Origin of the sequence: Aeribacillus sp. FSL K6-8210, from assembly GCF_037963925.1 — a bacterium.
In the GTDB taxonomy this organism is placed as follows: domain Bacteria; phylum Bacillota; class Bacilli; order Bacillales; family Aeribacillaceae; genus Aeribacillus; species Aeribacillus composti.
Window position 1 is genome coordinate 3069244 of the sequence record NZ_CP150172.1, and the last position, 13588, is coordinate 3082831.

Consider the following 13588-nt stretch of genomic DNA (forward strand, 5'->3'; position numbering starts at 1 on the left):
CATGCTATTCTTGGAAAGGGGATGGATAACATGATTATTGAAAAAATCATGCAAAAAAACGTACTCACGCTTTCTCCGGATCACTCGATCCAAGATGCTTTAAACTTAATTAAAAAAGCTAGAATCAAGCATATTCCGATCATCAGCGAAGAGAATACCCTTATTGGCATTATATCAGACAGAGATATTCGCGATGCTGCTCCCTCTATATTAAGTAAAAATGAAAAATTGGATGCGCTTTTAAACAAGCCAGTTAAAAACATTATGAAAACCGATGTCATAACCGGACACCCTCTTGATTTTGTTGAAGATGCTGCTACGATTTTTTATGAGCATAAAATCAGCTGCCTCCCCATTACTACAAATGGAAAGCTTGTCGGAATTATTACCAAAACAGATGTTTTGAATACGTTTGTAAAGTTGACTGGAGCCCATCAGCCCAGCTCCCGAATTGAAGTAAGAGTTCCCAATATAACCGGAATGCTTTCAGAAGTCGCAACAGTATTTCATAAAGGAAAAGTAAACATTTCCAGCGTTTTTGTGTATCCGGAAGAAAACGAAAAATTCAAAACACTAGTTTTTCGGGTGCAGACGATGAATCCAATGGGGCTTATTACTGAGCTTGAGAAAAAAGGTTATACCGTTGTATGGCCTCATATGATGGGGGAATAACATGAAAGACAGCGTGTTTATTTATTCCCCTTTATTTTTAAATTATAAATTTAGTAATAAGCACCCATTCAACCAGCTGCGAGTAGAATTAACAGTTGATTTGCTAAAAAAATTGAAAGCGCTTGAAGATGATGAAATAGTTGAACCAAGATTTGCAACAGATGAGGAGCTGGAGCTTATTCATGATGCCGGCTATATTCGTGCAGTAAAACAGGCAGGGGAAGGAAAGCTGTCTGAGCATGAAGCTTTAAACTACGGACTTGGTACGGAAGATACACCTATTTTTCAAAACATGCATCAGGCCAGTTCTCTTATTGTTGGCGCGACATTAACAGCAGTTGATCATGTCATGATGGAAAAATCGAAGCATGCTTTAAATTTAGGCGGAGGTCTTCATCACGGCTTCAGGGGGAAAGCGTCTGGATTTTGTATATATAATGACAGCGCAGTGGCGATTAAATATATTATCGAAAAATATGGGGCAAGGGTGCTGTACATTGACACGGATGCGCATCACGGAGACGGTGTTCAATGGTCGTTTTATGATGAGCCAAACGTTTGCACACTATCTATTCATGAAACTGGGCGATATTTATTTCCTGGGACAGGAACAGTTCATGAGCGGGGACAAGGTTCTGGATACGGTTTTGCCTTTAATATTCCGTTAGATGCATTTACCGAAGATGAATCATGGCTAAAAGTTTACAAAGAGGCCGTTACAGAAGTTGCAGAGTACTTTAAGCCTGATGTCATCGTCACTCAAAACGGAGCTGATGCCCACTATTTTGATCCACTAACTCATCTTCACGCCAGCATCAATATTTACCGGGAAATTCCGAAACTTGCACATGAAATTGCCCATAGCTACTGCGATGGAAAATGGATAGCTGTCGGCGGAGGAGGCTACGATATTTGGCGGGTTGTTCCAAGAGCTTGGTCGCTCATTTGGCTGGAGATGAAAAATTTAAGCTGCAAAGCACAAGGGGCTCTTCCGAAAGAATGGCTGGAAAAATGGCAGGAGAAATCTCCCGTTGAATTAATCCCAACATGGGAAGATCCCGATCCGTTATATCAACCGATTCCAAGGAAAAAAGAAATTGAAGAAAAAAACAATCACACTCTTGAATTGGCTCTGCAATTCATCCGCCAGCAAAGGGTATATAAAGCCAAAAAAAATGTTAACGGCCAAACTTTTTAAAAAAGCTTGGCCGTTTTTTCTTCAGCTTAAAAAGATTATGATTTTGTCGATTGCCGAATTTCAATGCGATGCGGGAGTTCAACAATATGATTATCTACTTCCTCTTTGTTCATCAATTTTGTTAACAGGCGCATCGCAACCGCACCGATATCGTAAGACGGTTGGACAACGGTTGTTAATCGCGGACGAACCATAGTCGCCAAACGAGTATTGTCAAAGCCGATGACATCAAAATCTTTCGGAATTTCATAGCCTTTATCTTGAGCGGCATGAATCACGCCCAATGCCATTTCGTCCGTTCCAACAAAGATTGCAGTCGGTTTTGGCGACAGCTCCAACACTTTGTCAAATGCTTCAATCCCGGATTCGTAGGAATAATCTCCTTCTACTACAAATTGTTCATCGTATTGGAGTCCTGCCTCTTCAAGTGCACGTATGTATCCTTTAAGCTTTTTCACTTTATTCACAGGCTCTTCCATCGGCCCGGATACATAGGCAATATGTTTGTGTCCTTTATCGATTAAAAACTTAACCGCATCATAGGCTGCCTGTTCATAATTGATATTAACAGAAGGCAGTTCATTGTTCTCATCAAAAGTTGATGCAAGCACAATAGGAACCGGTGAACGTTTAAATTCTTCCACATGCTCCTCTGTAATATTGCCGCTCATAAATACAATTCCATCCACTTGTTTCCCTAAAAGGGTGTTAAGCAAATGCAATTCTTTTTCTTTATTTTGGTCAGAATTGCTTAAAATAATATTATATTTATACATCGTTGCGATGTCTTCAATCCCGCGAGCCAATTCTGAATAAAATGTGCTTGATACATCCGGTATAACAACACCTACAGTCGTCGTTTTTTTGCTAGCCAGCCCTCTTGCGACAGCATTTGGCCGATAGCCGAGACGCTCAATCGCTTCCAATACTTTCTTTCTAGTTGTCGGCTTTACATTCGGGTTGCCGTTTACAACTCGTGAAACTGTCGCCATTGAAACGTTCGCTTCACGTGCAACATCATATATCGTCACATTATTCATGATCAACACTCCTCATCTAAATGATCTATATCAAATAAATAACAGTCTCTTCCGTATAACTCTTATCATACGATACAAAGCATTCGTCCGCAATGTGCTTGGCGTGTTTTCTTATATTTTTACCTTTTTCGTTAAAAAAATATGTTCATTAAAGTATATCCTTCATTAAATAATGTAAACGATCTACGCAAAAAAAGGAACCTTAAAAGGCTCCTTTTTTAAAAAATAGACGATATTCAATTAGGCATTTACTTTCGCTAATGGTCTTAATTCAGAAATAAACTGATTGAATTGCTCAATATTCATTTGCTGCGCAGAATCTGACAAAGCTACTTCCGGATCCGGATGAACTTCAGCCATAATACCGTCTGCCCCAATAGCAAGAGCAGCTTTTGCAGCAGGAATTAGAAGGTCTTTCCGGCCTGTTGAATGAGTGACATCAACTAATACAGGCAAATGTGTTTCCTGTTTTAAAATCGGAACTGCTGTAATGTCCAGCGTGTTTCTTGTAGCGCGTTCATACGTGCGAATTCCGCGTTCACAAAGAATGATTTGATCGTTACCTCGAGAAATAATGTATTCCGCAGCATTCATAAATTCTGATAACGTTGCAGAAAGACCGCGTTTTAACAATACAGGCTTGCGAACAGATCCTGCTGCTTTTAACAATTCAAAGTTTTGCATGTTCCGTGCCCCGATTTGGATGACATCGATGTAATCAAGGGCCACATCAATATCTTGAGGCGACACAATTTCACTAATAACTGCCATATCAAACTCATCAGCAATTCTTTTTAAAATTTTTAAGCCTTCAATACCTAAACCTTGGAAATCATATGGTGATGTTCTAGGTTTAAATGCACCGCCTCTTAGCAGCTTCAAGCCTTGTTTCTTCGCTGCTTCCGCAACAGCAGCTACTTGCTCATAGCTTTCTACCGCACAAGGACCGACAACAAAGTATTGGCTGCCATCCCCGATTTTTTCGCCTTTGACGTCAACGATTGTATTCTCTTTCTTTTTCTTTCTTGATACTAACAATGCTTTGCGATGATCGTCCTCTTGAAGCTCTAATGCCGCTTTAAATATTTCCTTAAAAATATGCTGTAAAGTGGAATCTTCAAATGGACCATTATTATGTTCTTTTATCAAATCGAGCATTTTTCGTTCACGGACAGGATCATATCGGTTAACTCCTTGCGCTTCTTTCGCTTTCCCAATTTCTTGAACAAGCTTGCCTCGCTCGTTAATTAATTTTAAAATTTGCAAATTGATTTCATCAACCCGTTCCCTAAGCGCTTCTAATTCTGTATTGCTCATTTTTTCCACCCTTTCACATCCGTCAAAATTTTAAGCATTTGATTTTAATTAGGGTTTATTATAAACCATATTCCTTGAAATGTCACTAAAAATTTCTTTATCGATTAAACGCTTTTAAGCGGTAAAGTGTTTATTTTTTTCAAAATATTTTCTTTAGTTCTTCACAAGTCATTTCCCAAAGATCATCATGCCAGATAAAATTATTATACAATATTTGGGGGATTTATGTTTCATTTATATTATGTTTCAGTTATGGAATCGGACAATTCTTGTACATGTAAACTAAATGATTAGGGCTTTGGCAATCAGCAGCAAAAGCTTAAAATTCTTGAAAACCTTGCCGGCTGATGGACTTGTAACACTGTTCGAAAAATATTCCCCATGAAAATTTTCACGCTCTTTTCCTCTATTCGCTGCCTATTTTCCTGTAAACGAAAATCATCGGCTTGTTTGCCGATGATGATTGTCTTGCCAAACCTATGACTTTGTTTCTTTATTGTTTTCGCTTTGAAGCTCTTCATCTGAGGCTTGTGAAGTGTCAGTCAAATTTTCTGTTTTCTGACTTTGTTCGTCGTCAAGCTCGGTGTCAGCGGAATCTGAAGGATTTTCTTTTTCAGAAATTTCATTTTCATTGCTTCGTTCCTTTATTTTTTTTACCAAGCCCTCAGACTGCTCTTGGATTTTCTGTTGAATATTTTGTGATTTTTCTTTTGCCAAGCTGATAAACTGTACTCCTTTTTCATATGCTTCGCTTGTAATTTTTGATGTTTTTTCCTTCACTTTTCCCGCCTGATCATTAAAATTTTCGCGAAGCTCTTTTCCTGACTTTGGCGTAAGCAATAATGCGGAAGCTGCCCCAACAACAGCGCCTATAATAGAACCTATTATGAACCCTTTTTTATTCGTGCTTTTTTTTGACATGTTTGCGCCTCCTGTTTTTTAAGTAAAATTAATTAATCAGTTTGCTTCTTTGATCGTTTTCTCTGCTTTACTTTATCAATCAATTCCATCACAGCATTTGTCCACTGGATGGCTTGAGCAACTTTTTCTTCATTTTTTTCCAATTGTCCAGTTACACTCGCTGAAACTTTTTTCATAGACCGATTAAATTGTTGAATGGATGTTCCAATCTCTTTTACGGCATCCACCACTGAGTTGACCTTCTCAGATTTTTTCTGAATGTCTTCCGCCAATTGGTTTGTTTTATGAAGCAAATCTGTTGTTTCTTTTGTAATGCCCTCCACCTGCTTTTCAAGGCCCGCAAGCGTCCCGGCTACTTGATCGAGTGTAATGCGCAGAGATTTTAATGTTTTGGCTAAATAAACAACTAACACTGTAAAAGCTACGGCTATTAGCGCAATGCTTGCATATAATATGAATTCCAACTGCTGCACCTCCAAGTAAAACCAATAATACAATTCCCTAATTTTTCGGAATGCAAACATAAAATCTGCAATCATTTATCTATTCGACATTTTGTCAATTGAATCCTTTCGATCATATCAAAAATAGAACAAGTTTTAAATCCAATCAGGAAACGCTACAATATTATTGTATAACGAAAAAAAAGGAGGCCGGCAAGTTGAAAGATCCAAGAATCGAAAAATTGGCAAAAATTTTAATTCATTATTCATGCCAACTGCAAAAAGGCGAAAAAGTGCTTATTGAAAACTTTGGTCTTGAGAAGGAGCTTGTGATTGCTCTCATCCGCGAGGCTTACAAAGCTGGCGGGCATCCGTTTGTTTCCATTAAAGATCATCAAATAAACCGAGCTTTATTGCTTGGAGGACAAGAAGAACAATTCGAAATGATGGCTGATTTCGAAGCAAATGTCATGAAAGAAATGGACGCATACATAGGCCTCAGATCAGGCAAAAACATTAATGAATTTGCTGACGTTCCAGAAGAAAAAATGAAGCTGGAAGGCAGAACAATCGGGCAAAAGGTGCATCGTGAAATCCGCGTTCCGAAAACAAAATGGGTGGTTCTCAGATACCCGAATGAATCCATGGCACAGCTTGCAAAAATGAGCACAGAAGCGTTTGAAGACTTTTATTTTAATGTCTGCACTCTTGATTACGAAAAAATGGATAAAGCGATGGATGCGCTTGTTGAACTGATGAACAAAACTGACAAAGTACATATTAAAGGTCCTGGCACTGATTTGACTTTTTCAATCAAAGATATTCCTGCGATTAAATGTGCAGGACGCATGAATATTCCTGACGGTGAAGTATTTACAGCGCCTGTTAAAAATTCTGTGAACGGTACCATTACGTTTAATACGCCTTCTCCGTACCAAGGATTTACATTTGAAAATGTTCGGTTAACATTTAAAGACGGAAAAATCATTGATGCGTCAGCTAATGATACAAAACGATTAAACAGCATTTTGGATACAGATGAAGGAGCAAGATATATCGGTGAATTCGCCATCGGTGTCAATCCATACATCCTTCACCCGATGCAGGACATTCTGTTTGACGAAAAAATCGCTGGAAGCTTCCACTTTACACCAGGGCAATGCTACGATGAAGCGTATAATGGCAACCATTCCAATATCCACTGGGATTTGGTCGTCATTCAGCGTCCGGAATATGGAGGCGGAGAAATTTATTTTGACGACGTATTGATCCGAAAAGACGGACTGTTTGTCATTCCGGAATTGGAGCAGCTAAATCCTGAGAATTTAAAATAGTGCATTCTTCGCTATAAAAACAAAACGACTGTAACATTTTTTGTTACAGTCGTTTTGTTTTAAACACACAGCTTTTCATAGGCATCTTGATATTTTTGAATATCTCCTGCACCCATGAATAAAATAACGCTGCTTTCATGCTTTTTCAAAACTTTAATGTTCGTCTCATCGATTAACTCTGAATGTTCAATTTGCGCCTGCAAATCTTTAATCGTGAGGTTCCCTATGTTTTCACGGGCAGAGCCAAAAATTTCGCATAAGTATACTTTGTCGGCGCTTTTTAAACTATCCGCAAACTCATTAAGAAATGACTGTGTTCTTGAAAAGGTATGAGGCTGAAAAACAGCAACAATTTCCCGGTCAGGATATTTTTGCCGCGCAGCTTCAATTGTTGCTTTTATTTCCGTAGGATGATGGGCGTAATCGTCAATCAGCACTTGTCCTCCGAAATTTTTGGCGCTGAATCTTCTTTTTACGCCTTTAAACGTTTTGACGCGCTCCTGAATAACATCAATTCCAATATTTTCGTATTGGCATAACGTAATAACCGCCAGCGCATTTAGAACGTTGTGATCCCCGAATGCAGGAATTTCAAACGTGCCGTAAAACGTATTCCGAATATATACATCAAATACAGTTCCCGTTGTGCTTTTCACCACATTTCTCGCTTGAAAATCGTTTTCCTCATGAAAACCGTAATATAATACCGGAACTTTCGCTTGTATTTCCTGTAAACGCTCATCATCTCCGCAAGCGATAATTCCTTTTTTCACTTGTAAAGCCATTTGCTGAAATGCTGAAAAAACATCATCCAGATCACGATAATAATCAGGGTGGTCAAAATCAATGTTCGTCATAATCGCATAATCCGGATGATAGGATAGAAAATGGCGCCGGTATTCACATGCTTCAAAGACAAAATATTTGCTGTTTTGAACTCCTTTTCCCGTTCCGTCTCCAATCAAGTATGAGGTAGGAAAAGCACCTTGCATAACATGAGACAGTAAACCGGTTGTAGATGTTTTACCGTGCACGCCAGTTACCGCTATGCTTGTGAATTTGTTCATCAATTCCCCTAAAAATTTGTGATAGCGGTAAACCGGCAATTGAAGTCTCTTTGCTTCTTCAATCTCCTCGTGTGTATCTGGAAAAGCATTACCAGCTATTACAGTTAAACCAGGGTGAATGTTATTTTTCGAAAAAGGAAATATTTGAATTCCCCGTTCCTCCAAGCCTTTTTGTGTAAAAATATATTTTTCAATATCAGATCCTTGTACATTTTCATTCATATCATGAAGGATTTGAGCTAAAGCACTCATCCCTGTTCCTTTTATGCCAACAAAATGATAAGCAGTCATATAAGAACCTCCAACAATCGTCTATCTGTAAAATAATATATGACGAATGACTAGTTTTGCAACTATAATATTTATTTCCTGCAAGCTTCATAACGCAATATTGTATACTTTTAGTGTTTCCTAATTGAAAGCAACGTATATCGTTTTAAATCGGCATTGCCAAAATCAGCCCAACATTTTAATAATATCATGTTCAGTACATCTCAACTACTCTCTTTTATTGTTTTCAATTGTTCTTCTGACACTAGCACGTCTCGCGGCTTGCTTCCTTTCGGCGGGGAAATGATCCCCTGCTCCTCCATTAAATCAATCAATCTGGCCGCTCTATTATAACCGATTCGAAAACGGCGTTGAAGGCTTGAAGCCGAAGCATGCCCCTGCTCTACAACAAACTCGCAGGCTTCATAAAAAAGATCATCTTCTTCTGCTTGGAAATTTGTTTTCGCAAGCAATTCCTCTTGTTTAAACAAATAATTGGGCGCCATCTGGTTTTTTACATGGTGAACGACGCGATCAATTTCATCATCAGAAACAAAAGTTCCTTGAACTCTTACCGGTTTTGCAGAACCGTTTTCTAAAAACAGCATGTCTCCTCTTCCTAGGAGTCTTTCTGCACCGGAAGTATCAAGAATCGTTCTTGAATCTATTTGCGATGATACGGAAAATGCTATTCTTGTAGGAATATTCGCCTTTATTAAACCGGTTATAACATCAACAGACGGTCTTTGTGTGGCAATTAATAAATGGATGCCGCAAGCTCTCGCTTTTTGGGCAATCCGGCAAATCGCCTCCTCCACATCGTTCGGCGAAACCATCATTAAATCAGCGAGCTCGTCAATCACAATCACGATGTACGGCAATCGTTTCTCCTTTTCCTTGTCGCCGACCCGTTCATTAAATTTCTCGATATCTCGAACGCCTACATGGGCAAATAATTCATACCTTCTTTCCATTTCATCTACCGCCCATTTCAGTGCAGCAGTAGCTGCTTTTACATCCGTAATAACAGGGCTGACGAGATGAGGTATGCGGTTATACGGTGCAAGCTCCACCATTTTTGGATCAATGAGGAGCATTTTCACATCATTTGGAGTTGCTTTATAGAGCAGGCTGACTAAAATCGTATTGATACAAACGCTTTTTCCTGACCCTGTAGCTCCCGCAATCAAACCATGCGGCATTTTTTTCAAATCCGTCACAATCGGCTCCCCTGAAATGCTGAGGCCCAGAGCAACCGTTAACGGAGAGCGGTTGGCTTGAAAAGCTTTCGACCGTAAAATCTCTCTTAAAAAAACCGTTTTGCTTTTCCGGTTTGGCACCTCAATCCCTATTGTGTTTTTCCCCGGTATCGGAGCCTCAATCCGGATGTCTTTTGCAGACAAGCTTAATTTAATATCGTCTATCAAGTTAGTTATCTTGCTCACTTTTACGCCGGGTTCAGGGTGAACCTCAAACCTCGTGACGGAAGGTCCTTGTGACACATTGACCACTTTTGCATTGACATGAAAATTTTGCAGCGTAAGATCGAGCAAATTCTTTTGCTTTTCTATCCACTGATCATCCGCTTCTTCCTCAAACGGCTGAACGTTCAGGAGGGTGAGCGGCGGAAACAAATAATTTTGCCGTTTTTCCTTTACTTCAAGCTTTCGTTTATCTTGCCCAAACATAATGACATTATATGGAATAATTGTCTTTTCGTTTTGATTTGATGAAAGCTTTCCTCTGGAAACAGGCTTTCGTCTGTCATCGGACTTTTTCTCTAAATGCTTTGGATCCGCTTCCTGTTTTAGGCTCGTCTCCTGTTTTGGACCCTCCTCCTGATTTAGATCTGTTCCTTGTTTTAGATCTGTCTCCTGTTTTAGATTCGTCCCCTGCTTTAGAACTGTCTCTTGTTTTAGATCCGTCTCCTGATTTAGACCTGTCCACTGTTTTAGATTCGTCTCTTGCTTTGATCCCGTCTCCTGGTTTAGATCCGTCCACTGTTTTAGATTCGTTTCTTGCTTTGATTCCATCTCCTGGTTTAGATCCGTCCACTGTTTTAGATTCGTCTCTTGCTTTGATTCCGTCTCCTGGTTTAGACCTGTCCACTGTTTTAGATTCGTCTCTTGCTTTGAATCCATCTCCAGCTTTGAAGCCTCGACCGATTGAGCTTCCTCAGCTTCCCGCTGTTTATCCTCCGAAGGCGGTACTGTTATTTCAAAATATGAATCCTCAGCTTCGTGATCTTGTGTTTTTGATATTTCTTTTTCATAATCGTTTTCATATTCTATCATTTCATTTATTTCTATTTCTTCTGCTGCAGCAAACTCCCTTTGCACTTCTTTTTGTTTTTCCAGATCATTGATGAAAATATCATGTACGTCTATGTCCGTCTGTTGCTGATATCGCTCTTCAATTTTTTTGAAAAATAAATCATCTCTATTCCTTGGTCCAAATCCAAAAATCGGTGAAGGGATTTCCGTTGGCTGAAAAGATTTTCTTTCCTTTTGTACGCCTTGTGCACTATTCAGTCGAGACTGCTTGCGTTCAGAAGATGTTTTTGCTTTTGATTTTGCCGCATCCGCTGGGCGTCTCGTTTCTCGCAATGTTTCATCATCGGATATTAGCGGAAACCGAAAGTTTCCTTTCGGATATTGATATGTAACTCTAGCTTGCATCTCTAATCTATCGTCAGTTAATGATTGATCTTTTATTTTTTCAGTAGAATTGTTTTTATCTATCTTTCTTTCATATTCTTCTTCCTGATTATCGAAAAACAACCGCAACAGTTTTGACAACCAGCTCATCTATGATCACTCTTTCATTCATTCTAATCTCATCCTATATTTTATCAATAAAAATACTTTTTGGAAGTTTAAAAAGCAATGACAAACATTAATATTATATTGCTAAAATCACAGATTTAAAAATAAATAAGACTCCCTGTATAAACAAGGAGTTTATTCTTTATTTTTTATATTTTCGATATACATAATTCGTTCAATCAGAGGCGGATGATCGTAACGTAAAAATTTCACTATTTTCGGCGGATTTATTTCGCTGCGGCTAAATTTCGCCAAATGTTGAAATGTTTTTACAGCCGCTTCCTCGTTTTTTGTCATTTCAATTGCATATAAATCCGCCTGTTTCTCTTGATACCTTGATACTATGCCGGATATAGGGCTTGAAGCGAACGATAACATCCCCAGCAGCAAAAGAAATAGAGGAAGCGACGACAATTCACGTATAGATTGAATGTTCAGCCTTTTTCCCCATCGATTTGTACAAAAAATCATTAACCGATGAATGATATATAAACCTGCCAAGGAAAGAAGCAAATACCCGGCTATTCCGATATAGATGTGCTTCATCACATAATGTCCCATCTCATGAGCCATAATGAATAATATTTCATCTTCGCTTAATTTATTTAACGTCGTATCCCACAAAACGATTCTCGAATTTGATCCTATTCCTGTCACATAGGCGTTCAACGCATTTGTTTTGGTGGACATATCCACTTCATACACATGCTCCGCGGGAATATCTGCTTTGGAAGCTAGCTGTAAAATTTCTTCCTCCAGCTTTTTATTTTTCAACGGGTAAAAATCGTTGTACAGCGGATCAATGATTACCGGCTGAATAAACATTATAAACAATGTGAATGGTATCGATGCAAACCATGCCCAAAGCCACCAGCGCTTTTCAAATTTTCGAATAATGATGTATAGAAACGTGACGACAACCGCCATTAAAACATAATTCACAAGAAAATCGGTCACTTCATCCTTCAGCCACGAGTTCAACGTCTGGGTCGAGATTTGAAAATCCTTTGACAGTTTGTAGTTCAGCCAGCTGACAGGTAATGTTAGTAAAGTGACAAGCAATGACAGCCAAAAATAGTATAAAGCTGTTTGGACTATAAAAAAACGGGATGCTGTTTCCGCCCATTGCTGAAATGTTTTTGAAATCCCAAAGCTTAGCACAATAAAAAAGATGATCCACTCTAACGGAATGGATATGAAAAATACCAAATTTTTCAATTGCGAATAATTTTCTGACAGCTGCAGCTCCTCTGCCGTTAAAAACGTTTTCGGATCAGCAGCAGTACCTTCAATTCCCTTCGGCAGCTCATAACCCGTCCAGAAGAATAAATAGAAGTATAAAACCAAACCGTAAACTGCATATAATAAAATGATCGTTAGAAGACTCTTTTTCAAGCCGAATACCCCCTTGAGCTTAACTCCCTCCTTTAGTAGTTTAGATAAAAAAACATCGTAATAGAACTGCTTTTCCAAAATATTTAGAAAAAGAAGCTGTAAAAAGATAAAACGGCAATTGAACAAATAACTACAAAAAAGACGTTGGCTCCGAAATAAGCAGCAATGAACGCTGTAAATGCACCGACTGCTCCAAACAGGAAATCCTCGTGAATAAAAAAGACCGAGGGCACGATCAATGCACCTAATGTTGCATATGGTACATTTTTTAATACATTTTGCCAAAACGGAGGGAGATGTAATTGACTGAAAATAACAAAAGGAAGCATTCGCGGTATGTATGTCACAATGCCCATTCCGATAATCAACCAAAATATTTGGCTATTCATCTTGCTGCACCTCTAATTTTCTAAAGATACATTCCACAACAACGGAGGAAAATAAGGACGACAATGCAATAGACCAGCCTATAGACAGCCGTCCGGTCGTCAATAAAACGGAATTTATCACTGCAGATAATAAAGCTAGTACGATAATTTTCCGATGTTTTTTTAATGAAGGAACCAATAAGCCGATGAATAGGGCATATAGAGCAATTCCCATGCTTTCCTGTAAGAAAGCGGGCAAATTTTCTCCAACTATATAACCGATTCCAGAATTGATCACCCAGCTGCTATATGCCATCAAGCATAGTCCAAACATATATGGTGCTGTGACCATTTCCTGTCTGACAGCCGCAACTGCATATGTTTCATCTGTTACACCAAAGCCGTACAGAGCTTTTATCCAAATGGAGTCTTTCTCCACTTTCTCATTTAATGATGCTGACATAAGGAAATGGCGGATGTTTACAATGAAAGTTGTCATAATAATTTCCCAAGCACCAACATGCGCAGCAATTAGGCTTAATGACATATATTGAGCCGCTCCTGCAAAAACGATTGCGCTCATCATCACCGTTTCCGCAATCGAAAGTCCCGTTCTTTCAGCAAGAAGGCCGAAAGCGATGGCAACGGGGAAATAGCCGATGGCAATGCTGATTCCTGCTTGAATGCCTTGGATTAATTCCGATTTATATTTTGCCAATGCTGTCGAATGCAATCGGA

12 protein-coding genes are annotated in these 13588 nt (G+C 39.0%); 3 read left to right on the plus strand and 9 right to left on the minus strand.

Going from position 1 to position 13588, the window contains the following annotated elements:
- Window positions 1-30 precede the first annotated feature (30 nt).
- Complete coding sequence (locus NSQ41_RS14880) at window positions 31-672, plus strand: acetoin utilization AcuB family protein (RefSeq protein ID WP_063387339.1); 642 nt, start codon at window positions 31-33, stop codon at window positions 670-672.
- Between the two features lies 1 nt (window position 673).
- Entirely contained in the window at window positions 674-1870 is a 1197-nt protein-coding gene (locus NSQ41_RS14885) for an acetoin utilization protein AcuC (protein WP_339210261.1), read from the plus strand.
- A 35-nt stretch (window positions 1871-1905) separates the two neighbouring features.
- On the opposite strand, the gene ccpA is transcribed toward NSQ41_RS14885, so the two are convergent.
- The 4 genes from ccpA to NSQ41_RS14905 all read right to left on the minus strand — a co-directional run bounded on the left by ccpA (window position 1906) and on the right by NSQ41_RS14905 (window position 5612).
- On the minus strand, window positions 1906-2910 hold the full coding sequence (ccpA, locus tag NSQ41_RS14890) for a catabolite control protein A (protein WP_063387337.1): 1005 nt from the start codon (window positions 2908-2910) through the stop codon (window positions 1906-1908).
- Window positions 2911-3150: 240 nt separating this feature from the next.
- On the minus strand, window positions 3151-4227 hold the full coding sequence (locus tag NSQ41_RS14895) for a bifunctional 3-deoxy-7-phosphoheptulonate synthase/chorismate mutase (protein WP_063387336.1): 1077 nt from the start codon (window positions 4225-4227) through the stop codon (window positions 3151-3153).
- A 477-nt stretch (window positions 4228-4704) separates the two neighbouring features.
- On the minus strand, window positions 4705-5148 hold the full coding sequence (locus tag NSQ41_RS14900) for a YtxH domain-containing protein (RefSeq protein WP_063387335.1): 444 nt from the start codon (window positions 5146-5148) through the stop codon (window positions 4705-4707).
- Window positions 5149-5180: 32 nt separating this feature from the next.
- Window positions 5181-5612 (minus strand): DUF948 domain-containing protein, encoded by a 432-nt coding sequence (locus NSQ41_RS14905; protein ID WP_063387334.1) that lies wholly within the window; start codon window positions 5610-5612, stop codon window positions 5181-5183.
- Window positions 5613-5809: 197 nt separating this feature from the next.
- Here NSQ41_RS14905 and NSQ41_RS14910 point away from each other — a divergent pair, with 197 nt between their 5' ends.
- Window positions 5810-6925 carry an aminopeptidase gene (locus NSQ41_RS14910; RefSeq protein WP_066248885.1) on the plus strand — a complete coding sequence of 372 codons (1116 nt, stop codon included), beginning with the start codon at window positions 5810-5812 and terminating at the stop codon, window positions 6923-6925.
- Between the two features lie 59 nt (window positions 6926-6984).
- On the opposite strand, the gene murC is transcribed toward NSQ41_RS14910, so the two are convergent.
- The 5 genes from murC to NSQ41_RS14935 form a co-directional block, all read right to left on the minus strand.
- Window positions 6985-8283 (minus strand): UDP-N-acetylmuramate--L-alanine ligase, encoded by a 1299-nt coding sequence (murC, locus tag NSQ41_RS14915; RefSeq protein ID WP_063387332.1) that lies wholly within the window; start codon window positions 8281-8283, stop codon window positions 6985-6987.
- Between the two features lie 203 nt (window positions 8284-8486).
- Entirely contained in the window at window positions 8487-11069 is a 2583-nt protein-coding gene (locus NSQ41_RS14920; RefSeq protein WP_339193236.1) for a DNA translocase FtsK, read from the minus strand.
- A 153-nt stretch (window positions 11070-11222) separates the two neighbouring features.
- Window positions 11223-12482 (minus strand): M48 family metallopeptidase, encoded by a 1260-nt coding sequence (locus NSQ41_RS14925; protein ID WP_063387330.1) that lies wholly within the window; start codon window positions 12480-12482, stop codon window positions 11223-11225.
- Window positions 12483-12565: 83 nt separating this feature from the next.
- Window positions 12566-12871 (minus strand): AzlD domain-containing protein, encoded by a 306-nt coding sequence (locus tag NSQ41_RS14930; RefSeq protein WP_094244638.1) that lies wholly within the window; start codon window positions 12869-12871, stop codon window positions 12566-12568.
- Entirely contained in the window at window positions 12864-13583 is a 720-nt protein-coding gene (locus NSQ41_RS14935; protein WP_094244637.1) for an AzlC family ABC transporter permease, read from the minus strand. Before NSQ41_RS14935 ends, NSQ41_RS14930 begins: the two co-directional genes overlap by 8 nt.
- Window positions 13584-13588 lie beyond the last annotated feature (5 nt).